Source organism: Marinobacter sp. tcs-11, assembly GCF_002049515.1.
GTDB classification, from domain to species: domain Bacteria; phylum Pseudomonadota; class Gammaproteobacteria; order Pseudomonadales; family Oleiphilaceae; genus Marinobacter; species Marinobacter nauticus.
Map to the genome: position 1 here is coordinate 108,889 of NZ_LLYU01000002.1, position 26,200 is coordinate 135,088.

At 56.9% G+C, this 26,200-nt stretch carries 22 protein-coding genes and 2 tRNA genes; 10 read left to right on the top strand and 14 right to left on the bottom strand.

Features of this window, described 5'->3' with window-relative positions; genetic code table 11:
- The first annotated feature begins 40 nt into the window (after positions 1–40).
- Positions 41–3,172 carry a DEAD/DEAH box helicase gene (locus ARC85_RS03185; RefSeq protein WP_286714277.1) on the top strand — a complete coding sequence of 1,044 codons (3,132 nt, stop codon included), beginning with the start codon at positions 41–43 and terminating at the stop codon, positions 3,170–3,172.
- Positions 3,169–4,851: a class I SAM-dependent methyltransferase gene (locus ARC85_RS03190; RefSeq protein WP_286714278.1), complete on the top strand. Its 1,683-nt coding sequence runs from the start codon at positions 3,169–3,171 to the stop codon at positions 4,849–4,851. Before ARC85_RS03185 ends, ARC85_RS03190 begins: the two co-directional genes overlap by 4 nt.
- A 24-nt stretch (positions 4,852–4,875) precedes the next feature.
- On the opposite strand, the gene ARC85_RS03195 is transcribed toward ARC85_RS03190, so the two are convergent.
- From ARC85_RS03195 to ARC85_RS03205, 3 genes are all read right to left on the bottom strand, one after another.
- Positions 4,876–5,928 carry an NAD(P)H-dependent flavin oxidoreductase gene (locus tag ARC85_RS03195; RefSeq protein WP_286714279.1) on the bottom strand — a complete coding sequence of 351 codons (1,053 nt, stop codon included), beginning with the start codon at positions 5,926–5,928 and terminating at the stop codon, positions 4,876–4,878.
- A 34-nt stretch (positions 5,929–5,962) separates the two neighbouring features.
- A complete protein-coding gene (locus ARC85_RS03200) occupies positions 5,963–6,706 on the bottom strand; it encodes a transporter substrate-binding domain-containing protein (RefSeq protein ID WP_286714280.1) in 744 nt (247 codons plus the stop codon).
- 76 nt (positions 6,707–6,782) lie between these two features.
- A complete protein-coding gene (locus ARC85_RS03205; protein ID WP_014421098.1) occupies positions 6,783–7,223 on the bottom strand; it encodes a methylglyoxal synthase in 441 nt (146 codons plus the stop codon).
- A gap of 132 nt (positions 7,224–7,355) precedes the next feature.
- Here ARC85_RS03205 and ARC85_RS03210 point away from each other — a divergent pair, with 132 nt between their 5' ends.
- Positions 7,356–7,616: a Rossmann-fold NAD(P)-binding domain-containing protein gene (locus ARC85_RS03210; protein WP_235853424.1), complete on the top strand. Its 261-nt coding sequence runs from the start codon at positions 7,356–7,358 to the stop codon at positions 7,614–7,616.
- Positions 7,617–7,629: 13 nt separating this feature from the next.
- Here the strand turns inward: ARC85_RS03210 and ARC85_RS03215 are convergent, their stop codons facing one another.
- Genes ARC85_RS03215 through ARC85_RS03225 form a run of 3 tightly spaced genes read right to left on the bottom strand, consistent with a single transcriptional unit; the run spans position 7,630 to position 10,419 of the window.
- Complete coding sequence (locus ARC85_RS03215; RefSeq protein ID WP_286714281.1) at positions 7,630–8,802, bottom strand: trans-sulfuration enzyme family protein; 1,173 nt, start codon at positions 8,800–8,802, stop codon at positions 7,630–7,632.
- A gap of 56 nt (positions 8,803–8,858) precedes the next feature.
- Positions 8,859–10,169 carry a type II toxin-antitoxin system HipA family toxin gene (locus ARC85_RS03220; RefSeq protein ID WP_286714282.1) on the bottom strand — a complete coding sequence of 437 codons (1,311 nt, stop codon included), beginning with the start codon at positions 10,167–10,169 and terminating at the stop codon, positions 8,859–8,861.
- A gap of 1 nt (position 10,170) precedes the next feature.
- Entirely contained in the window at positions 10,171–10,419 is a 249-nt protein-coding gene (locus ARC85_RS03225) for a helix-turn-helix domain-containing protein (protein WP_199452200.1), read from the bottom strand.
- A 188-nt stretch (positions 10,420–10,607) separates the two neighbouring features.
- On the opposite strand from ARC85_RS03225, the gene selD reads away from it, so the two are divergent.
- Positions 10,608–11,645 carry a selenide, water dikinase SelD gene (gene selD / locus ARC85_RS03230; RefSeq protein ID WP_286714283.1) on the top strand — a complete coding sequence of 346 codons (1,038 nt, stop codon included), beginning with the start codon at positions 10,608–10,610 and terminating at the stop codon, positions 11,643–11,645.
- Positions 11,646–11,713: 68 nt separating this feature from the next.
- Here selD and ARC85_RS03235 read toward each other — a convergent pair whose 3' ends face one another.
- The gene (locus ARC85_RS03235) at positions 11,714–12,868 is read right to left on the bottom strand and encodes a cytochrome P450 (protein WP_286714284.1); all 1,155 of its coding nucleotides are present in this window, start codon (positions 12,866–12,868) and stop codon (positions 11,714–11,716) included.
- 102 nt (positions 12,869–12,970) lie between these two features.
- Positions 12,971–13,357, bottom strand: coding sequence for a nucleoside diphosphate kinase regulator (gene rnk / locus ARC85_RS03240; RefSeq protein WP_014421109.1), 387 nt, complete (start codon positions 13,355–13,357; stop codon positions 12,971–12,973).
- A gap of 307 nt (positions 13,358–13,664) precedes the next feature.
- Here rnk and ARC85_RS03245 point away from each other — a divergent pair, with 307 nt between their 5' ends.
- Entirely contained in the window at positions 13,665–14,579 is a 915-nt protein-coding gene (locus tag ARC85_RS03245; protein ID WP_286714285.1) for an AEC family transporter, read from the top strand.
- Here the strand turns inward: ARC85_RS03245 and ARC85_RS03250 are convergent.
- On the bottom strand, positions 14,559–15,524 hold the full coding sequence (locus tag ARC85_RS03250; protein WP_286714286.1) for a zinc ABC transporter substrate-binding protein: 966 nt from the start codon (positions 15,522–15,524) through the stop codon (positions 14,559–14,561). The two genes, ARC85_RS03245 and ARC85_RS03250, sit on opposite strands and share 21 nt — an antisense overlap.
- A 142-nt stretch (positions 15,525–15,666) precedes the next feature.
- On the opposite strand from ARC85_RS03250, the gene gltX reads away from it, so the two are divergent.
- The 3 genes from gltX (at position 15,667) to ARC85_RS03265 (ending at position 17,423) form a co-directional block, all read left to right on the top strand.
- The gene (gene gltX / locus ARC85_RS03255; RefSeq protein ID WP_224848972.1) at positions 15,667–17,148 is read left to right on the top strand and encodes a glutamate--tRNA ligase; all 1,482 of its coding nucleotides are present in this window, start codon (positions 15,667–15,669) and stop codon (positions 17,146–17,148) included.
- Positions 17,149–17,264: 116 nt separating this feature from the next.
- Positions 17,265–17,340, top strand: a tRNA-Ala gene (locus tag ARC85_RS03260).
- Positions 17,341–17,347: 7 nt separating this feature from the next.
- Positions 17,348–17,423, top strand: a tRNA-Glu gene (locus ARC85_RS03265).
- A gap of 126 nt (positions 17,424–17,549) precedes the next feature.
- Here the strand turns inward: ARC85_RS03265 and ARC85_RS03270 are convergent.
- The gene (locus ARC85_RS03270) at positions 17,550–18,404 is read right to left on the bottom strand and encodes a 6-carboxytetrahydropterin synthase (protein ID WP_286714287.1); all 855 of its coding nucleotides are present in this window, start codon (positions 18,402–18,404) and stop codon (positions 17,550–17,552) included.
- Between ARC85_RS03270 and ARC85_RS03275 the strand changes: the two genes are divergently transcribed.
- On the top strand, positions 18,396–19,103 hold the full coding sequence (locus ARC85_RS03275) for a nucleotidyltransferase family protein (RefSeq protein ID WP_286714288.1): 708 nt from the start codon (positions 18,396–18,398) through the stop codon (positions 19,101–19,103). The two genes, ARC85_RS03270 and ARC85_RS03275, sit on opposite strands and share 9 nt — an antisense overlap.
- On the opposite strand, the gene ARC85_RS03280 is transcribed toward ARC85_RS03275, so the two are convergent.
- From ARC85_RS03280 to ARC85_RS03290, 3 genes are all read right to left on the bottom strand, one after another.
- Positions 19,083–20,180 carry a response regulator gene (locus tag ARC85_RS03280; RefSeq protein ID WP_286714289.1) on the bottom strand — a complete coding sequence of 366 codons (1,098 nt, stop codon included), beginning with the start codon at positions 20,178–20,180 and terminating at the stop codon, positions 19,083–19,085. The two genes, ARC85_RS03275 and ARC85_RS03280, sit on opposite strands and share 21 nt — an antisense overlap.
- Positions 20,181–20,231: 51 nt before the next feature.
- The gene (locus tag ARC85_RS03285) at positions 20,232–21,617 is read right to left on the bottom strand and encodes an MORN repeat-containing protein (protein ID WP_286714290.1); all 1,386 of its coding nucleotides are present in this window, start codon (positions 21,615–21,617) and stop codon (positions 20,232–20,234) included.
- Between the two features lie 114 nt (positions 21,618–21,731).
- A complete protein-coding gene (locus ARC85_RS03290; protein ID WP_113879016.1) occupies positions 21,732–22,193 on the bottom strand; it encodes a hypothetical protein in 462 nt (153 codons plus the stop codon).
- Between the two features lie 99 nt (positions 22,194–22,292).
- On the opposite strand from ARC85_RS03290, the gene ARC85_RS03295 reads away from it, so the two are divergent.
- Complete coding sequence (locus ARC85_RS03295) at positions 22,293–25,217, top strand: insulinase family protein (RefSeq protein ID WP_199452191.1); 2,925 nt, start codon at positions 22,293–22,295, stop codon at positions 25,215–25,217.
- A gap of 44 nt (positions 25,218–25,261) precedes the next feature.
- Here the strand turns inward: ARC85_RS03295 and ppsR are convergent, their stop codons facing one another.
- Positions 25,262–26,077 carry a posphoenolpyruvate synthetase regulatory kinase/phosphorylase PpsR gene (gene ppsR / locus ARC85_RS03300; RefSeq protein ID WP_011785359.1) on the bottom strand — a complete coding sequence of 272 codons (816 nt, stop codon included), beginning with the start codon at positions 26,075–26,077 and terminating at the stop codon, positions 25,262–25,264.
- Between the last annotated feature and the right edge of the window lie 123 nt (positions 26,078–26,200).

Here is a 26,200-nt window from a genome sequence, read left to right on the forward strand (position 1 = left end):
GTGTCGAACTGATGGGCGTCATCAACATGGACAGTACCTGATGCAACAAACCGGAATCTACGAACAGCTAATCACCAAGCTCATCGAAAACCGCCTGGACAGAGACAAGTTCTACGTTGGTGAACGCCAGCTCAACAGCGCCGAAGCCTCGGTGTGGCTGTCACGATTCCTCTCCAACATTCTGGAATTTGCCATTGAAGCCGTGCCGTCGGGAGACGATCGGCTTCAAGAGCAAATCGAACTCTCCAACCAGCTACTGATGTGGCTCAAGAGCCAGATTTCAGACGAAGGCTTTCTGGAAGAAAACCTGCTCGATAGCCAGGGAAAGATCCTGACGGCTCTGTACGAATTGGAAAACCCGGTTGCAGCCAACCTGAAACAGTACGTTGAAGACATCTTCCCGCTTACCGGTCTAACCCAAAGCGAGCTGTTCTCCGGCAGCAATGCTGGCCTGTCGCTCGAATCGGAACTCAAACGCGAAATTCTGTCGGCAGACAAGATTTACTGGCTGGTGTCGTTCATCAAATGGGCCGGCATCCGCATTTTCCGGAAAGAGCTGGAAGCCTTCACCGCGAGTGGCCGAGAGCTGAAAATCATCACCACCTCCTACATGGGGGCAACGGATGCCAAAGCCGTTGAGTATCTGGCGAGCCTGCCAAACACGGAAGTGAAGCTGAGCTACAACACCGAGCGTGAAAGGCTGCACGCCAAAAGCTATTTGTTTCTCCGGAATACCGGCTTTCACACCGGTTACATTGGTTCATCAAACCTGTCCCGATCGGCGTTGACCAACGGCCTTGAGTGGAACCTGAAAATCACCTCTCAGGAAATTCCCCACATCATCAACAAATCTCTCAGCACGTTTGAAACCTACTGGGCTTCGGAAGACTTTGAGAGGTTCGATGGTCAGGCTGAGAGTACCGAAAAACTCAATAGAGCCCTGAAGCAGCAAAAAGGCTTGGATGCTCCAGGCATCTCACACTATTTCGAACTCACGCCGTTTGCGCATCAGAAGGATATTTTGGAGCAGCTGGCTGTTGAGCGGGACCTGCACCAGCGTTTCCGAAACCTCGTGGTGGCCGCCACCGGCACTGGCAAGACGCTGATCTCGGCTTTTGATTTTCAGCGCTTCCTGAAAGCAAAACCAAACGCTCATTTTCTATTTGTGGCGCACCGGGAAGAAATTCTGCGCCAAGCCCGCGAAGCCTACCGTGGCGTTCTGAGAAACAATGCCTTTGGTGAACTTTGGGTGGGCGGTAAGTTGCCGGAACACTACCGCCAGTTGTTCGTGTCGATTCAGACCCTGAATAACCAGTTGGACCAGCTGAAACTGACCGAAGACTATTACGATTACATCGTGATCGACGAAGTGCACCACATCGCCGCATCCAGTTACCGGGCGGTGCTGGAACACTTCTCGCCTGAAATACTGCTGGGCCTGACCGCGACTCCGGAGCGGCACGACGGTGGCGATATCCTCTGTGATTTTGGCGGCGTGATCGCCGCCGAACTCCGGTTGCCGGAGGCCATCAACCGCCGCCACCTTTGCCCCTTCCAATACTTCGGCATAGATGACGATACCGACCTGCGTACCATCCCCTGGAGTCGCGGCCGCTACGATATTGTTCAGCTAACCAACCTGTACACCCACAACCAGAGCCGTGTGGACAAGATCCTGCGCAGCCTGCGGGAAATCGTCACCGACATCAGCAGTATGAAGGCCCTCGCTTTCTGCGTGAGCCGTAAGCACGCGACCTTTATGGTGGAGCAACTACTGCTGCACGGCATCAAGGCGGATGTGCTCACCAGTGATAACAGCCACGAACGCCAGCAAAAGCAGCAATCCATTCGTTCCGGGCAAATTAATTTGCTGTGTGTTGTCGATATCTTCAACGAAGGTGTCGATATTCCGGAAGTCGACACCCTGTTATTCCTGCGCCCAACCGAAAGCCTGACCATCTTCCTTCAGCAATTGGGCCGGGGTTTGCGCCTTGCTGACGACAAAGATTGCTGCACAGTCTTGGATTTTGTTGGTAATTCTCGGCCTGAATATGATTTCGCCAACAAATTCCGGGCACTGGTGGGTAAGTCAGAACGCTCGATCACGGAAGAACTGAAGCAGGGCTTTCCCCATGCACCACTGGGTTGCCGAATTGAGCTCACCAAGAAAACCCAGGAAATGGTGCTGAGCAACATCCGGCAAGCCACGCTGACCATGAAGCGGCTGGTGTCTTTGGTTCGTCAGTTTCCTCAGCATTCTACGCAGGCTCTCACGCTGAAAAACTTCATAACCCATCATCCTCATATCGACCTGAACGAACTGTACAAGCGTGGCAGTTGGGCTGAGTTGGTGAGCAAAGCGAAAGACGAAGACGTAGTCGATGATTCGCCTTTCAAGCTCGCGAAAAAGGCCATCTATAACCGGATTCTGATCTGTGACGACCACCGTTATCTGCAGTTCCTCAAGAGGTTGTGCCAGACAGGTTTCAGCTGGAACGATGCCGGTAATCGGCAGGCGTTGATGTGCCATTACGATTTCTGGCAGAAGGCAGGGCCCGAGCTCGAGTTTGAGACTCTTGCGCAGAGCCTGAGCGAACTCGGCACGTTAGGAATTGAGCAGGAGTTGGCTGACGTGCTCGATTGGAAAATGGCGAAAACCAAGCACGAACAGCCGGCCATGCCGGAGTTACATGGAGTACCGTTGCGATTGCACGCCCGTTATTCCCGAGAGCAGATCCTGGTTGGCTTTGGTGCCATGACGTTCGAGCACAAGCCACCATCGAGGGAAGGTGTTTATGTCATTCAGGATCAAAATATCGAGCTGCTGTTTGTCACCCTAGACAAAAACGAAAAGCAGTTCTCTCCGACCACCATGTACCACGACTACGCCATCAACGAGCAGTTATTCCACTGGCAGTCGCAGAACAGCGCGCGGCCTGACCGCGGCAAAGGTAAGGACTATATTGAACACCAAGCCATCAACAAACGTTTGTTCCTGTTTGTCAGAGAGCAGGCGAAAGACGAATATGGTCGCACGATGGGGTTTGTGAATTACGGTGAGGTGGACTACGTGTCTCACACCGGTTCCCAGCCTATGAATATTACCTGGAAACTGCGGACGCCGATGCCGAACTTTATGTGGCAGCAAGCGGCTAAGTTGGCGGTGGCATGAGTTACGGCCCCTACAACAAGCACGCCCAAAAATTCTTCACCCAATACCAGTCCCTGACCTTCGAACAGATCCACAGCGACTGGCTCCCTCAGTTGGACAAGAAAACCGGCCTGGCACTGGATGTCGGCGCCGGAAGCGGTCGTGATGCACTTGCCCTGGCAGAGCGTGGCTGGGACGTAGTGGCCGTGGAGCCGGCGGCGGAGTTGCGTCGCCTGGGTGAAACCGCAACAGCTCACCGGAGCATCCAGTGGGTGGATGATGCTCTGCCTGATCTGAGCGAGATCCGCAAACTCAGTTACCGCTTTGATCTGGTTCTGGTGTCGGCGGTGTGGATGCATCTTCCTCCAACTTCCAGGGAGAGGGCGTTCCGGATTTTAACGGAGCTGCTGGCACCGTCTGGCATGCTCGTGATTACCCTTCGCCATGGGCCGGGTGATGGCGAGCGGCAGTTCTATGAAGTCTCAAAATCCGAGCTGGACAGCTTTGCCCGCCACCGGGCGGTTATGCCTGTGCCTCTGGCGGATACGCCGCGCGCGGATCAGCTGAAACGCCAGGATGTGTGGTGGGAAACCGCCGTATACCGTCTGCCGGATGATGGCACGGGAGCATTGCCCACGCTGCGGCATATCATCATCAATGACAACAAATTCTCCACGTACAAATTGGGCTTGCTGCGAACCCTGGTGCGCATGGCAGACAGCGCGCCGGGACTGGTGTTGCACCGCTCGGATGACTGGGTAGAGCTGCCGCTTGGGGCAGTGGGGCTGTTCTGGATCATGCTCTACCACCCGCTGGTGCTGAAGCATCATTTACGGCAGGCTCCGGGTTCCCGTGGTTTGGGCTTTGCCGGGGATGATTTTTATGAGTTAAGCAAGTTGTCCCCGCTGGATTTCAGGGTTGGTTTGTCGCTGTCGTCAGAGTTCGCACCTGTGGTGATGAGAGCGATCAAGAAGGCTGCGTCGAACATTCTCAAAAATCCCGCTCAATTTACTACCTGGCCAGGCACGAATCGCCAGGTTTTCGAGGGTGGTACCAGCCGAGTGACGATTCGTAATGAGGCGGTTCGTCTCGATAAGGAAACCTTGGCAAGATTCGGGCGCTTCCGTGTGCCGGCCACACTTTGGGATACCTTTAGCCGCTATGCCTGCTGGGTGGAACCGGCCATCGTAAATGAATGGATCAATCTGATGGGTAGCTGGGAAGCCCGGTATACAACGGAGACCTATCATCAGGCTCTGCAGTGGGTAGAAGGGCGGCGTGACACGTCTGTGGTGCGCAAACTGGTAGAGCAACAGCTTTCTGCTAGACCGGTGGAGTGCGTGTGGACAGCCAGGAATCTTTCCCATATTCGATACGATATCGACCACTGTTTTCCCTGGTCTCGCTGGAACAATAATGATCTCTGGAACCTGTTGCCGGCCTCTCATACTGCCAATGCGGCAAAGTCAGAAAAACTACCGGCTGATTCATTACTGAAACAGGCCCGCCCCAGAGTCATTGAATGGTGGGAGCAAGTTATTATCGGCACCGAGCGCGAGCCGCAGTTTTTCTCGGAAGCAGAGGCATCACTGCCACTTCTCGGGGCGAGCCGCGCGGTCGATAGCGTGTTTGAGGGCATGTTACAGCAACGTTTGCGCCTTAAGACCAATCTTCAACTGGCGGAGTGGTTGGGTATGTGATTGTTCTGGCGCTTAAGGGCTGGCTTATGGTGCCAGCGCTTCCACCAACTCCCCCGCCGGAACCTCCCTGCACCCACTCACATTCTGCCCACTCCACAACGGTGAAAAATCGCCGGAGCCCGCCGCTTCAGCCGCCGCCCTGAGCGGCGCTATGGCGTTGGTTGCCAGTGGAAATGCCGGTGCGAGCTCTGATATTGGCCCGAGTTCTCGCATTATCCGGTTCACAATGCCCCGGGCGGGGCCGCCGGAAAACAGGTTTGTCAGGGCGGTGTGCCTGGCCTGCGGGCTTTTAAGTGCTTCCCTGTGCAGGGGGCGGGTGGTTGCCTCGGGACACAGCATAAACGCCGTGCCAATCTGCGCTGCCGCTGCGCCAAGCTTCAACGCGGCCTGTACTCCCTCTGCAGTTGCAATGCCACCAGCCGCGATAACGGGAATGTTCACGGCGTCCACAATCTGAGGCAACAGGGCGAAGGTGCCCATTTGTGTGGTCATGTCCCTCGTAAGAAAAATCCCTCGATGACCGCCCGCTTCCAACCCTTGGGCGATAATTGCGTCTGCGCCGCGTTGTTCCAGCCAGATGGCTTCCTCCACAGTCGTGGCGGTAGAGAATATCTTTGCCCCGGCTTGCCGGACTCTATCCAGCAAAGCCGGTTCTGGTAGCCCGAAATGGAAGCTCACCACTGCCGGTCGGAAGGCTTCCACAATAGCTGCCGATTCTTCGTTGAAAGGCATGCGGCCGGGGCCGTTGCTGATGGAGGCTGGATCTATCTCGAATTCTTGGTAATAGGGCGCCAGTGCCTGCCTCCATCCGGCCTCCTGCGGGTCATTCGGGGTGGGCGGTGTATGGGCGAAAAAATTGAGGTTATAGGGGCCACCCTGGGTGGCTTCATTCAGTGCCTGAAGTTCTTTTTTCAGTGCATCGGGGCCGAGCATGGCGCAGGGCAGAGAGCCGAGGCCGCCGGCGTTGGTAACTGCCGCTGCCAGGCGATAATCCTGAACGCCGGCCATGGGGGCCTGGATGATGGGTTTTTCGATATCCAGTGCTGCCAGTAATGAATGGCGATTTGATGATGTCATTCTTTGTATTCTCCAAAACTCGTGTGAAGGCCCCTCACCACTCCTCGTCCTTTTGTTGGCCCCGAACGGTTCTGAGTATCTGGTCTCTAACTCCCTCTTGCTCCAGTTGTGCCAATACCTCGGCAAGTTCTTCGGCAAGTTCGACATGGTGACGATTGAGGTAGTGGTGGAGGGTAAAGCTGGCTACTGGCTCTGGCAATATGTGCAGGTGATGCCATTCAGAGTTTACCAAGGGTGTAATGCCTTCGATGCTGGCTACGAAGGCCAAGTCAACCCGTCGCATTTCGAGCAGTGTTCGCACCTGTTCATAGCTTTCCGCGTGAATGGGTTCCATGCCCAACGCTTTGGCGGTATTTTCGGCGATTATTATGCCCCGGCGCACGGCTACTTTCAGTGGGTCGTCTGCGTGGGATTCGGGCAGTTCTTGGATTTCCCGGTTACGCACCACCACGTGAAGCTTGCCCTTGAGTAGTGGAAAACCCACTCTGACGAGGTTCGGATAGCCGTCGGCTACGGTTTCTATGCGGAACAGGTCGCCGTCCAGTTTGCCGCTATCCGCCATCAGCAACGCCCGGCGAGAAGGGGCGACCAGGGTGGTCATGTTGATGTCCAGCCGCTGGTAAGCGGTTTCCAGTATCTGGACCGCGGCGGTGGTGCTGGGCACGTCGTCTATAACGGCAATGCGCACTTCGTCTGGTCGCTCGCTCGCGGCGAGCGCAGCGGGTAATTGGCTGAGTCCGGCCAGAATCCCTGCACAAAACAGGTTTTTAAGGTGCACGCTATTCCCCCTCTGCTCCATTGAAGGGCCTATCGACATACTAGTTCCAATTCTTGTCTATGCCTGTTTTTTTCAGTTACTGAACTTTGCGACCAGTGTATTCCGAGAAGTCCGGCTTCTGTGGCTGGTGCTGGTCGTCTGTCATATAGGCAGAGGTCAGCACGAACTCTGCGGTGGCCCGGTTGCAGGCAACGGGGATGTTCCAGAGGGCGGCTATGCGCAGCAGAGCCTTGATGTCCGGGTCGTGGGGCTGAGGCTCGAGAGGGTCCCAGAAAAACACCAGCAGGTCGATTTCGCCCTCGGCAATCTTGGCGCCGATTTGTTGGTCGCCACCCAAAGGCCCGCTCAGCAGGCAGTTGAGGTCTGTTCGCCCGAGGCTTTCACTCAGCAGCCGGCCGGTGGTACCGGTGGCATACAAGCGCAGCGGGGCAAGCCGGGTGCGGTTTTCGTTCGCCCAATCTACCAGTTCCTTTTTCTTGTTGTCGTGCGCCACCAGGGCAACGGATTTTACGGCCATGTTGCGTCCTTTGTTCTGTGAGAGTCCGTGAAAGGGGCAGAGTGTTTCATAAATGCGTGGCCCGGGAAATAGGACGATGGCGGCATCACGCCGGCCCCCCGTTGCGTCAATAGCCAAACGCGGGGCATTGATGTGTCTGTGGTGTGCCCTCCGGAAGTGGAAACGCCAATGGTGGAGGCTGAGCGCCTGAACCGCCCCAGGCAAACCGAAGCGCTGAAGCTGATGGCCGGCACCTTGCCTCTGGAAGTTGCTGTGGCGCAAATACGTAAAGGTATCGATCGCCGCCGGTTTATGATTATCCCGGGTTGGCGGGCCAGGGGGCTCTGGTTCACGAACAAGCTTTTGCCTGGCACGCTTACCCGCAAGTTTGCCGACTTTCTGGTGAGCCGATGAAGCGATCCAAACCTCAGGAGAGTGCCTGATTAAGGTCGGCGATCAGGTCTTCCGCATCCTCCAGGCCAACGGACAGGCGCAGCATGCCATCGCCAATGCCCCGTTTGAGGCGTTCTTCCCGGCTCAGGCCGTGATGACTGGTGGCGCTTGGTTGGCTTACCAGGCTTTCTACGCCGCCCAGGCTGGTAGCGAGCAGAAAGACGTTCAGGGAATCCGCCACTTTTTCGGCTGCCTGCTGGCCACCCTTCACTTCAATACTGAGCATGCCGCCGAAGCCGGTCATCTGCCGTTTCGCCAGTTCGTGGCCTTCGAATGAAGGCAGGCCCGGGTAGTGTACTTTGGTGACTTTCGGATGTTGTTCCATCGCTTGAGCGACTGCCATGGCGTTCTCGTTGTGTTGGCGCACTCGTAATGGCAGCGTGCGCAAGCTGCGGGAGAGCAGGGCGGCGGTTTCCGGGGCAATCAGCTGGCCCAGGTTCTTGCGCCAGGCGACCACGGGTTTTGCCAGGCTTGCAGAGGTCATCAGGGCACCGGCGGTCAGGTCGCTGTGGCCACCCAGGTATTTTGTGGCGCTGTGCAAGACGAGGTCTGCGCCCAGTTCCAGCGGTTTCTGGTTGATGGGGCTGGCGAACGTATTGTCCACCGCCACCAGTGCGCCGTGCTGGTGGGCTGTTTCAGCGATGGCGCGAATGTCCAGGATCGCCATGTTCGGGTTGGCCGGGGTTTCGAAATAGACCAGCTTGCCCGGTTCGTTCAGTGTTTCCGCCAGTTGGTCCTGCTCTTCACGGAACAGAAAAGTGACGGCAATCCCAAGCGCCTGGCAGTGATTTTTCAGCAGTTCCTGGGTACCGCCATACAGATCGCCCACGCACACAATGCCGTTACGGCCATGAGCCAGAAGAGTGGCCGAAATCGCCGCCATACCGGAGGCAAACCCCAGGGCCGCTTCTGCGTTTTCCAGCCCGGCCAGCCCCTGCTCCAGTTCCTGAATGCTCGGGTTGGTGCCCCAGCGGGTGTACAGGTTGCCGTCGCTTCGCCCCTCAATCACATCCAGCAAGTCTGCCGTGTTTTCAAACCGGTAGGTGGTGGTGTTGTAAACCGGCGAGTAGGGGCTGCCGAAGGCATCCTTGTGGCGGCGATTGTGGATGATGCGGGTAGCGGGGCCTTGGTTGTCTGGGGTGGTCATGGTGGTTCCTGTTCGTCGCTGAATTGTATTGGATGGAGCCGCGGACATTTTGTGACTCAAAATGTCTTTTGGTCCGACAACAGTTTTTGAGCTTGTTCCCTGAGGCCTGCGAAAATCGGACCGGCGACTTTGTCGGGAAACTCTGTGGGTAGTAATGCGCTGACGGATTTGATGACGCTATCAGTGTTGACTGCCGTTTCCTGCATCATGGCTGTAGCCCGCTTTGGCGAAAAACCGGCGGCCTTTGCCGTTGACAGGAAATGTCGGGTAAGCATTCTGCTCCAATGATAGTGGCGACTGCGGCCTTTTAGCGACATGGCCATTTTGATCCTTGCCGGCGGCAAGCTTCCTTTTGCCATGAGTGGAAAGGCTGATATGACATCGTAGAGTGGCGTCATTCGGTAGGCCGATTCAGGCTCAATGAACAGGCTGAAGTTCTTTGCATGTCCGTCGATGGCGGCAAGTAGCCAGAACACTAGCTGGGTTTTGAAGAAGGTTTCCCGGTCGTGACGGGCATTCTGGGAGCCTTCCAGCAGCTTCATGCATTGCTGAATGCCGGGGCCGCCATCGCTTTCGTATTTAAGGCCGGGCGGGACTCCCAATGCCTGGCACAAATCTTCCTGCGGCAAGCGCATAAGCCACGAGCCATCGCTGGACCATTTCCGGTCAAAACGTTCAACAATCAGGATACTTTTGCGACCAAAGTGCGCAATGTCCGCATTGGCGGTGGGCAGTCCAAAGGCCTTCAGAATCTGGAGACAGAGCCACTCGTTTTCGCTGCTGTCGCGCAGATCTATGTTGCTGTGCTCCAGAAAACCAATCGGTAGTTTGAATATGTGGCTGGTGGGGGTTACTCCCTGTGGAAGTTGCCACTGGTTTTGGTGCCACAATAATGCGGTTTTTTCCTGCGCACCGGCCAGAGAAATGCGGAAATCGTGATCCTTGCTCATGCCCAGAGGGGCATCTTGGTAGCCCTCCAGAAGGTGTTCGATCTCTTGGTTGCTGAGTGGTATCGCTACGGTTTGTTCAGTGGATGGAAGCGTCGTCCCATTGGGATAGAGCTGGATGGCGCCTATGCAGTCTCTGCCAACGCTGGCGAGTAGATCGAATGGATGGTTGCTGGCGACACGAAATCGGGCCTGCATACGCGTTCGAAGGGTATCGGAATCTGGTAGCAGGTTATCGAAGAAGTTATACACCCTTTCGCCTTTGTAAGGCGAAAGGGTGAGCGGTAAAGATAGTGAAATGGCACGGGCACCAGGTCGGTTTACCCACTCCCGGAGATATTGAAAGGTCATTGCTCCTGAGCGAGCCTTTTCCAGGATACCAACTTCTATCCCGTTTAGCGCTACCAGTAGTTGTGACATTTCACCACTCCTGATCCCAACCGGACTCAGCTTGTTTTGAGTTGCGCTCACTCAAATGCAGTTCCAGGTCAAGGGCTGTAAGCAGTTTGAAAAGGGTTTCTACCCGGGATGCTTCCGGCCTGTTCTCAAATCCAGATATGGTCGCCTGCTTCACGCCAACACTATCCGCAACCGTGCTTTGGCTGAGTTGACGCTCTTTCCGGATATTCTTCAGGGCTTGCGCCAACATTTCTGGTGAAGTGATTTTCACGTCTATCCCCTGCAAAGGATTTTGTAAACATTATACCCTCGGGCGGATAAAGTCTATTTATCCTTTATCGAAGATAAGTATTCAGAAGTTGGGCTCTCGGGTATTTGGTGGCCGGAGAATGAGCTGCATTGTAGACTGTTGCGTATTCTGACGTAACCGAGTTGCTCACCCAAAAGAAGGAAGACGCTTTGTCTATTAAATTGACTCAGTTCAGCCACGGTGCCGGATGTGGCTGCAAAATTGCTCCGGACGTTTTGGACCGCATCCTTCACACTGATGCTCCTGAATTTCACGATCCACGCCTGCTGGTGGGCAACAGCAGTCGCGATGATGCCGCAGTTGCCGATGTGGGTAACGGCCTTGGCATTATCAGTACCACCGATTTCTTTATGCCGGTTGTGGACGACCCGTTTGATTTCGGCCGCATTGCTGCCACCAACGCCATCAGCGATGTCTATGCCATGGGCGGAAAGCCGGTGATGGCCATCGCGATTCTGGGCTGGCCGGTCAATGAGCTGGAACCGGAAATTGCCGCCAAGGTGATCGATGGTGGTCGCGCAGTGTGTGCCGAGGCGGGTATTGCTCTGGCTGGTGGCCACAGCATTGACTCACCGGAGCCGATTTTCGGGCTGGCAGTAACCGGCCAGGTGGCTGTTGACCGTATTATCCGCAACGACACCGCCAAGGCGGGCGATATGTTGTATCTCACCAAGCCACTGGGCGTCGGCATTCTCACCAGTGCTTCCAAGAAAGGTAAGGTTACCCCGGAAGATCTGGCCGTGGCGGTGGAGAGCATGGCGACCCTTAATAAGGTTGGGGAAGCGTTTGCCGAGGTGGACGGTGTCAATGCCATGACTGATGTCACTGGTTTTGGTCTTGCCGGGCATCTGTTGGAAATTTGCCGGGGCAGTGGGCTGATCGCAAAGGTCAGCCGCAAAGCCGTGCCGGTATTGCCCAACCTGAAACCCTATATAGATGCTGATTGCATCCCGGGTGGTACCCACCGCAATGCGGCGGCCTTCGGCAAGGCTATCTCTGGTATGACCGATGCCGACAAGCTGGTGTTCTGCGATCCACAAACAAGCGGTGGCTTGATGGTCAGCGTGGCAGAAGATAGCCGGGAAGCCTTTGAAGCGGTAGCCCGAGAACACGGGCTGGATCTGCAGCCTCTGGGCCGTCTGGAAGCCGCGGGCTCAGACGAAGGCCTGGTGTTTATCGAAGATTGATACCCGGGCTTGAAAAAGCCGCACCGGAGTTTCTCCGTTGCGGCTTTTGTTTTTTCTGGCAAGACCGTTTAGCGGAACACCAGCGGCAGATAGTGGAATCCACCCGTGGGGAACATCGCCCGCTCTGGCTGTTCGCCGTCCGTCTGCTCGATGGCTTCGACCTGCTTCAGCAGCTCCTCCATGAATATCCTGAGTTCCATTCTTGCCAGGGGCGCGCCGGGGCAGACATGAATGCCGGCGCCATAGAGCAGGTTCTTCGGGGCGTTCTGGTGCGGGCAGAACTGGTCCGGGTTGCCGAAAGTATCTTCGTCCCGGTTGGCGGATGCCCAAAGAAGGGTGATTTTTTCGCCGGCGGGAATGGTTCTGCCGCTTATCTCGACCTCTCGGGTGGTTACTCGGCGGTTGGAAATGAGTGGGGCGTCCATTCGCAGGATTTCGTCAATGGCTTCGGGGAGCTGCTCTGGCGCGGTCTTAAGGTTGTTCAGCAACTCGTGGTGGTGGGCCAGATAGTTGGTCAGTATCGAGATGCTGGCGGAAATCGTGGCCAGTTCGCCGACCGTCCAGTTGCGCAATAGGCTGACGAGTTCTTCGTCGCTCATGGGTTTGCCGTTGACCTGCTCCCGCAGTAACCGGGTGGTGACATCGTCGGGCGCTTGGTCACCGGCCTGACGGCGGGTATCCAGCAGTTCCCGAATATAACCGTCGAACTCTTCCGCAACATCGGCCATGGCAGCACGGTCCCGGGCCAGGGTTGCCCGGTGATTCTTCATCACCCACTCGGCCAGTGGTTGATGCAGGCTGTCTGGCCAGCCCATAAACGCGCACTGAATCTGTAACGCAAAGGGGCGGCTAAGCGCGTTGACCACATCCAGCGGCTTGTTTTTGTCCAGGGTTTGTACCAGCGCCCGGGCCACCTTCCGGCATATCGGTTCAAAGCGCGCCATGGGCTCCGGCGCAAAATAGGGTTCGATGGCCTTGCGGTAGGGGGTATGTTCGGGCGGGTCCATGCCATTCGGTACGGACAGGTGGGCGGAGACGGCGTTGCTGAAGGTGTGGTGATCCTCCAGTACCTGCATGACATCGGCATGGCGAAACAACGTCCACTGCTGGTAATCACTCCAGGCCACCGGGCATTCCTTGCGCATGGCATCGTAGGCGCGGATCTGGTCCTTCTGAACCTCGGCTGATCTGGGATCCCAGTCTTCGTGGTGCTGCTCTGCCATACGGCCTCCTGATCTGTCGGTTAGCATTGGGGAAATGCTACCACCGGAGGCCGCTCTGCCTTTGGAGAAATATCAAGTCCTGATATTTGTAAAGGAAAGTGCTTATGGGTTTCGGGTAACGCCAATCACTTTCAGGTGGATGGGCTTACGACCTTTCATGGGCCATTCGATACTGCTGCCAATGCTCAGCCCCAGCATGGCGGCGCCGGCCGGTGCCAGTATCGAGACTTTGTGATCGGCGTCGCCTACCTCATGGGGGTATACCAACGCCACTTCGTGCTCCTCGCCGGTGTCTTCGTTCAGAAAGCGCACTCGGGAGTTCATGGTCACCACGCCCTCTGGCATGTCGGCCAGCGGTTTCATGTCGGCACGGCTGAGTTCGTCTTCCAGCCCATCGGCTACGTCAGACTGGCCGGCGACCCGCTCAAGCAAGGTGCTGAGGCGGTTGTAATCTTCTTCTGCAACAGTGATAGGTGGCAATTCAGCCATAGGAATCTCCAGGTAAACAATCGATTGTTGGTTAGGCGCTGAATCCGGACGGGAAGAGAGTGGATTCAGCGAAATCAGAGGCGGATGGCAGCCCTGCCGGTGTTCCCGAAGGAGGACCGCAGTGCCAGAGATATCGTGTAATTGCCTGAACGCAGAATGTTCACGGGAATTGCACTTCGCCTTTCGAGTTGAAGAAGCTCTGAATCTACCCCCGGGTGAGCAAAATGGCAACTGCGAACTTGCCGAAGATCTGTGCTAGTGTCTTGCACCTGTGAACGGGCTGGTGTCTGGTTGTCGGGAGGTGGTGATGCCAATGGTGGTTCAGGCTTTGATTCCTGTCTTCGTGCTGATCATGCTGGGCCATGGCTTGCGCCGCGTGGATTTTCCCGGAGGTGATTTCTGGCCCCGTGCGGAGCGCTTCACCTATTACGTGCTGTTTCCTGCCATGCTGGTGTTCAAGCTTGGGCAGGCCCGGCTGCCTCCTTCGGCCTACGGTGATACGGCGATGCTGATTATCGCCATGCTGCTGGCGATGACGCTGGTGCTGGTGGCTGCGCAGTGGCTCTGGGGCTGGTCCGGGCCGGTGTTTTCATCGGTATACCAGGGGGCTATCCGTTTCAATTCCTATGTGGGCCTGGCCGCGGGTGGCATGCTCCTGGGCGATGATGGGCTCTCGCTCACGGCCATCGCCGTGGCCATTATGGTACCGCTGTTGAACCTGCTGTGTATTCTGATGTTCGCACTGGTGGCCGGACGAGAGCGAATCAATCTGGCGGCGGTGATTCGGGCGATTGTCACCAACCCGTTGATCGTCGGCTCGGTTATTGGTGTGCTCTGGAGCTATTTCCAGGTGGGGTTTCATCCCTTGCTGGCGGGCATACTGGAGCCGTTGAGTAATCTGGCGCTGCCGATGGGGTTGATGTGCGTGGGAGCTGGCTTGCAGCTCAGTGCCCTGCGTGGCGGTTCGGTACCGTTTATGGTGTCGTCGGCTCTGAAGCTGGTGGCGTTTCCCCTGATGACGGCGGGCCTGGCCTGGATGTTCGGGCTGGAGGGGCTGCTGGTGCAAGTGGCGGTGCTGCTGGCAGCCTTGCCTACTGCCACGTCGGCCTACATTCTGGCGCGCCAGCTTGGTGGGGATGCGCCGCTGATGGCAGGGATCATCAGCGGGCAAACCCTGTTGGCGATGGTCTCTATTCCGGTACTACTGAGCCTGCTCTGGTAAGCATTTGAGAACCGCATCGGCCACAGATTGCTGAAACTCGATGTAGCCTGACGGTGTCGATTCAATGTCAGTTGCCAGCGGGTCCCAGGTGCTGAAGGTGACGTTCAGTCCTTCGGTAATGGAACGCCACCACTGGCGGTTGAATTGGGGCTCGGTCAGCAGGCACGGGTGATTGGCAGCTTCGAGCTTGGCCTGAACATCGGCGATGTGTCGGGCGCCAGGGGAAAGTTCCGGGTTTAGGGTCAGAACGCCTTCCAGCGTCAGCCCATAGTGCTCGGCGTAGCGGGTAAAGGCATCGTGATAGGCGAACAGGCTGATGTCATCCAGGCCGGCAAAGCTCGCTCGAATACTCTGCTCTTTGTTGAGCAGTTCGGTTTGAAAACGCTCCAGGTTGGCATTCAGTTCCTCGGGGTTTACGCCCTCAAGTTCGCTCAGTACATTCCGGATGTCTTTCGCCATGTCCAGTGCCAGCATCGGGTCTACCCATATATGTGGGTCTTCGCCGTCGCCGTGATCGTGGTGATGGACATCGGGTTCGTCATGATGCCCGTGATCATCGTGCTCTTCATGCTCAGGCTCATGGTTGTGCTCATCATGATGCTCGTCGTGCTCAGATTCAGCGCCTTCGCTTTCCAGGAAAGCCACCGACCGGCCAGCGAATTCCTTGCCACCGAGCAGACGGTTGAGGAAGGTTTCCATATCCGGGCCGACCCAGAAGATGACATCCGCCTGTTCCAGGGCACGCCGCTGAGAGGGCTTCATGCTGTAGTTATGGGGGCTGGAGCCGGGTGGTACCAGCGTTGATACCTCCACGCTGTCACCCGCGACAGCTTTGACCAGAAGTTCGACAGGTTTAATGGACGCAACCACATTGGTTGCGGCGGCGGGTGTTGCGATAGCCAGGGCTGAGAGAGCAATGGCCAGGCGGGTGATTTTCTGCGGCATGGTATATCGAATCCTGCATGTGCGTGAAACGTTATAATATAACAATATTTGTCGTGGATGCAAAAGCCGCCCATGCGAAACCGCAGGATGGCCGCTATAATGCGCCCTTTATAAATCGGCCACTTATTTTCAGGATGGTTTCATGACAGTACGCACCCGAATTGCCCCGTCGCCCACCGGCGATCCACACGTTGGTACCGCCTACGTGGCCCTGTTTAACCTTTGCTTTGCCCGTCAGCACGGCGGCCAGTTCATTTTGCGCATCGAAGACACCGATCAGGCCCGCAGTACCGCTGAATCCGAGCAGGATATTCTGACAGCGTTGCGGTGGCTGGGTCTGAATTGGGACGAGGGTCCCGACGTTGGCGGCCCCCACGGCCCGTATCGCCAGTCTGAGCGCAAGCACATGTACGGTCAGTATGCCGAGGACCTGGTCACCGCTGGTCATGCGTTCTATTGCTTCCGTACACCGGAAGAGCTGGATGCCATCCGCGAAGAGCGTAAGGCTCAGGGCCTGAATCCCGGCATCAAGGGCGATCTGGAGCTGCCGGAAGACGAGGTGAAGCGCCGTCTGGATGCGGGTGATCCGTACGTTATCCGCATGAAAGTGCCCGATGAAGGCGTGTGTGAAATTCAGGATATGCTCCGGGGTACCATCGAGATCGATTGGGCCCAGGTGGACTGTCAGATTCTGTTGAAGTCTGATGGGATGCCCACCTATCACCTGGCCAACGTGGTTGATGACCATTTGATGGGCATTACCCACGTGCTACGAGGTGAGGAATGGATCAATTCCGCGCCCAAGCACAAGCTGCTGTACCAGTACTTCGGCTGGGACATGCCGGAGCTGTGTCACCTGCCGCTGCTGCGCAACCCGGACAAGAGCAAGCTGTCGAAGCGCAAGAACCCCACCAGCATCAACTTCTACGAGCGCATGGGCTTCTTGCCGGAAGCTGTAACCAACTACCTGGGCCGTATGGGCTGGTCCATGCCGGACGAGCGTGAGAAATTCACACTGGATGAGATGATCGAGAACTTCGATATCCAGCGCGTGTCCCTGGGTGGCCCCGTGTTTGACGTGGAAAAACTGCGTTGGCTCAACGGCCAGTGGATTCGTGAGGAGCTGAGCGACGAGCAGTTCATGGCGCGGATGCAACAGTGGTGGTTTAACCAGGACGACTTGAAAGCCCTGGTGCCCCATATCAAGGGTAGGGCAGAAGTGTTTTCCGATGTGGCGCCAATGGCCCAGTTCATGTTCAGCGGCATGCTGAATCTGAAACCGGAGGACTTTGCCCATAACAAACTGGATGAAGGCCAGATCAAGCGCGTGCTGCAGTTTGCCCTTTGGAAACTGGAAGCCCAGCGCCACTGGAGCAAGGACACCATCTTTGCCGACATCAAGGCGTTGGCGAAAGCCATGGACCTGAAGATGGGCGATTTCATGTTCTCGATCTTTGTGGCCATTGCCGGAACGCCCAATTCCTGGTCAGTGATGGACTCCATGGCGTTGCTTGGCCCGGACATGACCCGCTCCCGTTTGCGTCATGCCCTTGAGGTTATGGGTGGCTTTTCCAAGAAAGAAACCAAAAAAGTAGAGAAGGAATACGCCGCTCTGGGTGTTTGATGAGCGGTTTGTTGGTTAATTGAACGATGAGAACAGGGATGTTCAAAAAACTTTAAAAAAAGCGGAATCGGGTGTTGACGCCCCAAGGGCGGATCCTTAATATACGCATCCGTTGAGGGGCCATAGCTCAGCTGGGAGAGCGCAACACTGGCAGTGTTGAGGTCAGCGGTTCGATCCCGCTTGGCTCCACCAATTTCTAGTCCCCTTCGTCTAGTGGCCTAGGACTCCGCCCTTTCACGGCGGCAACAGGGGTTCGAACCCCCTAGGGGACGCCAATTAGGCTTGACGGTTTAGTCCACCGGATAGCCATCAAAAAAACCGCCTTTGGGCGGTTTTTTTGTGTCTGAACGAATGGTCGGCGGGATTCGCGCCGTTTAGGACGCCAATCCCGGGTGGCCGGTTCAGGCCCGTATGGCAATAGCGCCTTTGCCCACTCCCTCGTAGGCTTTTACCTGAATTTCCTCCCCGGAGAACTCCGCTTTCAGTTTGTCCGCAATGTGGGCGGCAATCAGCTCTACGGTTGTGTCCGTTTCCAGCATGTATACGCGGTGCTCAGGCAGTGTCAGGGCAAACTCACCCTGGTTGGCTTCATACTCGAAGGTGATATAGCCAATGCCATCCTCGCCCACGAATCGGCGAGCCACGTCTTCTTCTGTGCCTACATAGATATCCTGCCAGAGCTTCGCCCAGCGTTCTTCGAGGTCGTAGGCCCGGTGCCCGTTGCGGTCAATGCGGATCGGGGAGCGATGCCCATGGGCAATGCGCTGGCAGTTGCCCAAGTGCTTTTTCAGGCCATGAACGTAGTGGTAGTAAGCGCCCTCAATGACTTCTTCGCGCAGATTGATGTCGACGGAGATAACATTGCCGGGCAGGACGGCTTTCAGCTCTTTCTCCAACAGGGCGGCCACGGCAGAGGGCACGACCCTGTCTGAGGACAGCCAGACAACGGCTTCGTCCGGTGAGCTATGCTCGATGTGGCCGCCGCCAGTGAGCGCCCAGCGGAAGGTGTTGGGCGCGTCCTCGCTCCATTGCAGGCCTTCGTATCCGCGGGGAATCACCAACCGGTGGTCAACGCGTTCGTCAATCACCCTTTTGATGGTGCGCTTGACGTTGCTGAAGTCAAAGACCATACCCTGTTCGTCCAGTTCTCCTCCCAGCACCACATCGGCAATCCAGCTTTCGCCAACCAGGCCTCGAGCGGGATCCAGATAGGCGAAATCAATCACAGTGAGGTTGTCGACAAAGAGATGGTTCATGGAGGGTCCGGCGTGGTCAGGTTGCATGATGGCGGAATTCTAGCAAAAATCGCTGCATTCAGCAGTTTCAGGGGGCGCATCATAAACGCGAATCATAGCAGCAAGGATCCGCAGTTTCCGGCATTAGTGCTGGCAGCTGGCCAAGCGAGACGAATGGGGCGCTACAAACAGGTCTTGAAACTGCCTGATGGCGCTTCATTGCTGGGGCACGCCATTGGTCAGGCGCGGCAGCTATCGACGCAGACGTGGGTGGTGGCTGGCGCAGGTTACCCTCTGGTGCGTTTTCGCTGCGATCGGCAACCGGCGCGCTGGGTAGTTAACGAGCGCTGGCGGGAGGGCTTGTCGACGTCGTTGATTGCCGGCCTGCAGGCGCTTTCTCCCGTTGCTCTGGGCGTATTTGTGGTGTTGGCAGACCAGCCCTTGCTGGATAGGGAAGGGCTCAGGCGATTGTCCGAAAATGCCCGGCGGCAGCCAGATGTGCCCTGGGCAGCCAGTTATGGCAAGCGGGTAGGAGTGCCAGCCTGGATTCCAAAAGCGCTCTGGGAGGATCTGTTATCGCTGGAAGGCGATGCGGGGGCTGGGGCGGTTCTGAACCGGGCCGGAGCCTGCCCGGTTGACATAGCCGGGGTGCAACAGGACGTTGACACCCCTCAGGACTGGCAGCTGGTCCGTGGGCAATTAGCCGAACAGGCCGGATAACCAGGCGATTCCTACGCTGAAAATACCCAGACTGATGGCCAGGCCAACGGTATAGATGCGCGAGCTGGCCGAGCGCTGCTGAGACACGTACAGATCGATGGTGCGCTGGGCAATGTCCTCGGCGGTCTCCCGGGAAATCTCGTGGGCCTGCTGAATGGCTTCCGACTGCAGGGTTTGCCAGAACTCGGTATCGATGGTTTGTACGCTGGTAATGTGATCCTTCAGTTCTGCCATGTGCTCGGAGGTGAACCCGGCGTTTTTGGACAGCTCTTTTTTCAGTGAGCTAAGTTCGCGACCCAGGTTCAGGTTCACTTCGGCCGCCACTTCATCTCGCAGGTTGCGGGTGCGTTCATCCAGCATCTTGCTGAGTGACTCCAGGCGCTCCTCGATCGTAGCTTCCTGCTTGCTGCGGGTTTCATCCAGCGCACGCTTGAGGTGATCGAACTGCTCGTCGAAAAGGGAGCTGAGCAGCTCATGCAGCCGGTTGTTGATGTGGGTCTTGACCGCCGAGCGGGCAATCTGCTCAATCAGGTCGCTGGTCAGAGGTACGACGTTCGTGGCGCTGTGGCCGTTCAGGCCGCTTTCCGCTTTCGGCGACAGTTGCACAGAGGCATCCTCCGGGAAGTCCATGGGTTCGTCATCTGGCTCTTGCAGGTCATGGCCATTCATTTCAACAGGTGCGTCTGGCACGTTCCCCTGCTCGACATCACTGGCCAGCTGCTCCAGCATCAGGCTGAGACCTTCATTGTGAGGCGGCTTGGTGAGGATGTTGTACACACCAAAGTTGCGCGCTTCCTCCATAAAGGAAGAGGATTTCTTGGAGGTACACATGATGATCGGAATGCCGGCCGTTTCCGGGTTGTTCTTGATGGCCTTGGTGGCTTCCACGCCATTCATGCCGGGCATCAGGTGATCCATAAAGATCACGTCTGGCCGGTCGTGGCTCTTCAGGAAATCCAGCGCTTCTTCTGCTGATCCCGCCATGTTCACTTCCATGTCCCGACTCTCGAGCAGTTTGCTTAGCGCAAACCTGGCAACTTTGGAGTCGTCCACCAGCAGAGCATTTTTGATTGCCATGTCACTACCTCAACCTGTTACTGCAAACGCGTGGGTGCTGCGACCGGGTGATTACCAGCCTTCCAGTTGCGGGCACTGGGTTGCCCGATAACTCTTTTCCCGATAACAGACACCGGGTTCCGTGGTGCGGGCGGTAAACACTTCGCCGGCCGCGGTTGTCAGGCGAACCTGTCCATAGGGTTCACCATGGCGGAAAGTGGCCTCGATGGAGCTGCCGTTAGGGTTGCGCAGCAGGCCTTTGCCGTGGAACTTGCCTTCCATGTACTGGCCATCGTATTTCTTTCCGTCAGCAAAGACTTCCGAGCCCTTGCCATGAAATTCGCCGTTGGAGAATTCGCCTTCGTAGGAGCGTCCGTCCGGGTAGGTGAGGGCGCCCTGGCCGTGGAATTCATCATTCCGAAAGCCGCCAACGTACAGCATGCCATCGGCGGTGGTCAGGGAACCATGGCCATTCATACGGCCCTCCTCCCAGTTTCCGGTCAATATGTCGCCGTTGGCCAGGGTAAGCGTGCCCTTGCCGTGGAACTGATCGTTCTGGAACTGGCCGGTATAAGTCGTGCCGTCTGCGGAGCGCCAGCGCCCCTCACCGTGCCGCTCGCCCCGTTTCCAGTCGCCCTCGTAGCGGCTTCCATCGGCGTACCAGGCGGTACCGGAACCATCAAACTCGGCGTCCACGAAGTGGCCTTCATAACGCAGGCCGGAGCTATCTTCCCAGGTGCCATCACCAGTGGTGACGCCGCCGCGCCATTCACCATTCCTGTAGCTTACGGTGGTGAAGGCTTCCAGTTTGCCGACCAGCGTGAGTTCGTCGCCGGCTTCCAGTGCCACTGAATTGCTCCAGGATTGGTATCCTGGCTTTTCGATGGTGATGTCATAGCGGCCGGGGTCCAGCTCCAGGTCCAGGCGGGTGGCGCCATAGGATTTACCGTTGATCGTAACCTGATCGCCTACCACGTTGGAGCGTAACACCAGGGTGCCGGTTTTCGGAGGCTCGGGCGCCGGTTTTGTCTCCGGCACGTCGCGTTGGGAACGCATAGCCGAAACCGGTTCGGCCATGGCCAGCATTTCCGGGTTTTCGGGCATTGGTTCAACGGTGAACGGTTCGCTGTTTGCTGCTGTTTCGGTCTGTTCGCCGGTGGCCGGAAGCGCGTTGTCGACGGGCTGCGGCGTCTCCGGAGTGTCTGCCAATGGTGTCTCGCGGGTATCAGCAAACAGCGGCTCTTCAGCCTCAGGTGCCGGTGTTTCGGCTTCAATCCGGGTTGTGGGTGCTGTCGCGGCTGAGGTTTCCGGCGCGATGGCATGCTCCACGGTTTGCGCCAGAGCCGGAGCTGTGGTGTCGGTGGTATCCAGATCCTTGCGAACCGATGCGAATCCGGCAGTAACCAGAAGCATGAGCGCAAGTGCATTGATAAACAGCAGCGGCCTGAAATCGACCATGACAAAACCTCTTGATCCAAGTGTTCCGGATGCTTTGTTATGGATTCATCTTAACCACTGTCTGCAACGTTATGTAACAGAAAGTGTCTGAACTTGATCAGAATGCCGGTCGTATCACATTTTGTCCGGAAGCCGATCATGGTTAAGTTGCTCCCAGGACTTCATGTAAACATCGGCTTCATATTGATAGGGAGACCGGAACGGGGTCAGAACAAAATCGAATATCAGGAAAAAGGAGCCGATCGACAGCCAGGCGATCGTCAGGGTGCTGATGGTCGTGGCCTGTTCCTCCGGATTGGAGTTGACGAACTCCTGCAGCAGCGGGATCAGGTCACCGGCCATGACTACCGGGTTGAAGCTGGCCAGGACAAAGGGCAGCCAGAAGGCAATGAAAATGGGGAAGAAGCCGTAAGACCACAGCACACGCCGTAACAGGTAGATAGCAACTTCCCGCCAGAATCGCTGTCGAATCTCGGGAACTTTGCGGATTCGCTCGAGATACTGGCGCCGTTCGGCCCACCAGGCGGCAACTTCAGGGGCGTCGATGTGGGATTTGTCTGGGCTGCGGTCTGTCATGGATTGGCAGGCTACCTTGTTGAGTCCGTTCCGTGCATGATATCCGATACTACGTGTTACCCTGTAATTCTCCAATTGTTCTATACACAGGATTTTTTAATGGCTGCAGTGACTGACAACGCAATCCATCCGGCTTTTGAGAAACTTCGCAGTCACCGGATCGGCACCCTGAACCTTGAGGTTGAGGAGTATCGCCACAAAAAGACCGGTGCACGCCATCTACACCTGGCAGCGGACAACGACGAGAACGTATTCTTCGTTGCCTTGCGAACATTCCCGATGGATTCGACCGGTGTCGCCCACATCCTGGAGCATACCGCCCTGTGCGGCAGTGAGCGTTATCCGGTGCGTGATCCGTTCTTCATGATGATTCGCCGCTCCCTGAACACTTTCATGAATGCGTTCACCAGCAGCGACTGGACCGCTTATCCCTTTGCCAGCATGAACCGAAAGGACTTCGACAATCTGCTGTCGGTATACCTGGATTCCGTGTTCTTCTCTAAGCTGGACCCGCTGGATTTTGCACAGGAAGGTCATCGCCTGGAATTTGACAAGCCGGATGACCCATCCAGCGACCTGGTCTACCGGGGTGTGGTCTACAACGAGATGAAAGGGGCGATGAGTGCACCTACCTCCCAGCTCTGGCAGAACCTGACCAGCCATCTGTTCCCGACCACGACTTATCACTACAACAGCGGCGGCGAGCCGGACCATATTGTCGATCTGAGTTATGACGACCTGGTGAAGTTCTATCGCCACCACTACCACCCGAGCAATGCGATTTTTGCGACCTACGGCAATATCCCGGCCCGGGAACACCACGAGAAGTTTGAAGAGCTGGCGCTGAAACGGTTCGATCGGCTGGATATTGAACTGCCGGTGAAAGACGAGAAGCGCATGTTCGCGCCGGTCCGGGTAGAGCAGGGCTATGCGGTAAATGAAGGTGAGAGCACCGACAACAAGACCCACATTGTGATGGGGTGGTTGCTGGGCCACAGCTTCGACCTGCAGGAAAATCTTGAAGGCCAGTTATTGTCTGCCGTCTTGCTGGAAAACAGCGCATCGCCGTTGATGCGGGCGCTGGAAACCACAGACCTGGGCCATGCGCCGTCTCCCATGTGCGGGCTGGAGGATTCCAACCGGGAAATGACCTTCGTTTGCGGTATTGAGGGCAGCGAGCCGGAGCGCAGGGCGGATCTGGAACAGCTGATTGAGTCTACGCTGCAGAAGGTGGTGGATGACGGTGTCAGCCAGGAGCGCCTCGAGGCCATCCTGCATCAGTTGGAACTGCACCAGCGGGAGATTGCCGGAGACCAGTTCCCCTACGGCTTGCAACTGATCATGAGCGCGATTGCCCCCATGGTTCATGGTGGTGATCCGGTGGAACTGCTGGATCTCGAGCCGGTATTGGCGACATTGAGGGAAAAGATCAAGGATCCCGAGTATGTGCCCGGGCTGATCCGGCGCAAGTTGCTGGAGAACCCGCACCGGGTAACCCTGACTTTGCGCCCGGATGAAAAACTCGAAGGCCGTCGTCAGCAGGCCATCAAGGATGCCCTTGCCCGGCGCAAGGCGGAGCTGTCCGACGATGATATCAGCCATATTGTGCAGCGTGCTCAGGCACTGGAAGAGCGCCAGATGCGCAAGGATGATGATTCCATACTGCCCAAGGTTGGGCTGGATGATGTGCCGCTGCAGATGCCGGAGCCGGAGGGACGGTACGATGCCGAAACCGGTGCGACCGTTTATTCCCGAGGCACTAATGGCCTGGTGTATCAGCAGGTGGTGCTACCGCTGCCGGCTCTGAGCAAAGACGAACTGTTGCTGTTGCCTTATTACACCACTCTGATTTCCGAAGTGGGGTGTGGAGAGCTGGATTACTTGCAAATGCAGGATCGTATTTCTGCGGAATCTGGCGGCATCGGCGCTTCTTTTACTGCCAAGGGGCAGATTGATGATGTTCAGGCCATGACCGGCTATCTGATTTTCAGTGGCAAGGCGCTGAGCCGCAACAGCAAAGCGCTGACCCGCCTGCTGAAGGATGTCTACACCGGGGCCCGTTTTGACGAAAAAGAGCGTGTTCGTGAGATCATTGCCCAGATCCGGGCTCGCCGTGAGCAGGCGGTGACGGGCAGCGGGCATGCCCTGGCCATGGGCGCAGCGGCTCAGGGCGTCAGTTCCGGTGCCTGGTTGTCGTACCGTCTGGGTGGTCTGGCTGGAATTCGTGGTACCAAGGAGCTTGATCAGCAGCTCAAAGATGAAGCCGGCCTGGCCGATTTCTGTGGCAAGCTGGCCGCGCTGCACAACCGTATTCGCAGCCAGAACCGCCAGTTCCTGCTGATTGGTGAGGACGACCAGTTGTCGCCCATGCTGGATGAGTTGGGCACTTGCTGGAGCGGAGTGTCTGCAGAGGGTGAGGGTAACTGGTCCATGGAGCCGGTCAGCTACAACACCCGGGAGGCCTGGCTGACATCTACCCAGGTCAATTTCTGTGCCAAAGCCTACCCGACGGTTGCGGTGGATCATCCCGATGCGGCTGCGCTGACGGTACTGGGAGGCTTTCTCCGGAACGGTTATCTGCACCGGGCCATCCGTGAAAAAGGCGGGGCCTACGGTGGTGGCGCCGGCCAGGACAGCGTGAATGGTGTTTTCCGGTTCTTCTCCTATCGCGATCCACGCCTTGCGGAAACCCTGGATGACTTCGATGCAGCGCTGAACTGGTTGTACAGCGAAGCGCATGAGCACCAGGCTCTGGAAGAGGCTATCCTGGGTGTGATCGGCCAACTCGACCGCCCCCGCTCGCCAGCCGGAGCGGCTCGCCATGCTTACCACAACAGGCTGTTCGGGCGTACGCCGGAGCAGCGCGCACGTTTCCGTGAGAGGGTTCTTGGTGTCACTCTGGACGAGCTTAAGCGCGTGGCCAAGACCTGGCTTGCGCCTGAAAAGGCCAATGTGGCCGTGGTGACAAGCCCCGACAACCGTGCGGTTGTGGAAGGGCTTGGCATGGACATTCAGGAACTTTGATCTGACTGGCAGAGGGCCATTGGCTCTCTGCCGGGTTTCCTGCCTCAGCGGTGCCGCTTCAGGCCCGTTGTCACCATGATTCTGGTCGAGATTTCCTCAACGGAATACGCCGTAGTATTCAGATAGGGAATCCGCTCCCGCTTGTACATTAATTCGATTTCTTCAATCTCATGCATGCATTGTTGCAGCGACGAGTAGCGGGAGTTTGGCCGGCGCTCGTTACGAATGGTGGCAAGGCGTTCCGGTTCGATGGTCAGGCCAAACAGTTTTTCCTTATGGGGCCGGAGCGCGGCGGGCATCTTCTGGTCGTCCAGATCTTCTTCGGTAATCGGATAGTTGGCGGCCTTGATGCCATACTGCAGGGCCAGGTACAGGCAAGTGGGCGTTTTACCGCTGCGGGATGCTCCGATCAGAATCAGGTCGGCCTCGTCGTAATGCCGGGTGCGGGCACCGTCGTCATTGTCCAGCGCAAAGTTGACTGCGTGGATCCGACGCTCGTAGCTGCCCGCGTTATTGATGGAGTGGGATTTGCCTACGGAGTAGGAGGACGACGAGTTGAGTTCCTGCTCCAGAGGGTTCAGGAAGGTTCCGAAGATATCTACCATAAAGCCGTCGGCCCGGCTGATGATTTCCCTGATGCCGCCATTAACGATGGTGTCGAATACCAGCGGCCGTTCCCCATCGATTTCCGACGCTTTGTTGATGCGGCTGACAAGATCCCGGGCCTTCTCCTCATCGTCGATATAGGGCACGGTAACCCGCTCAAACTCGATTTTTTCAAACTGCGCCAAAAGGGCATGGCCGAGCGCTTCTGCCGTAAGGCCAGTGCCATCAGAGATAAAAAACGCCGTTCTTTTCATGGTCGTATCCGGTCTGGTTTGAACTTGTTCCCGGGAGTCTTTGGTTGCCTCCCTAGGTAATTTCCGCAGCTTACAGTATCATACACGCCAGATTCGAGACTCCGCGCTACACAGACTCAAGGG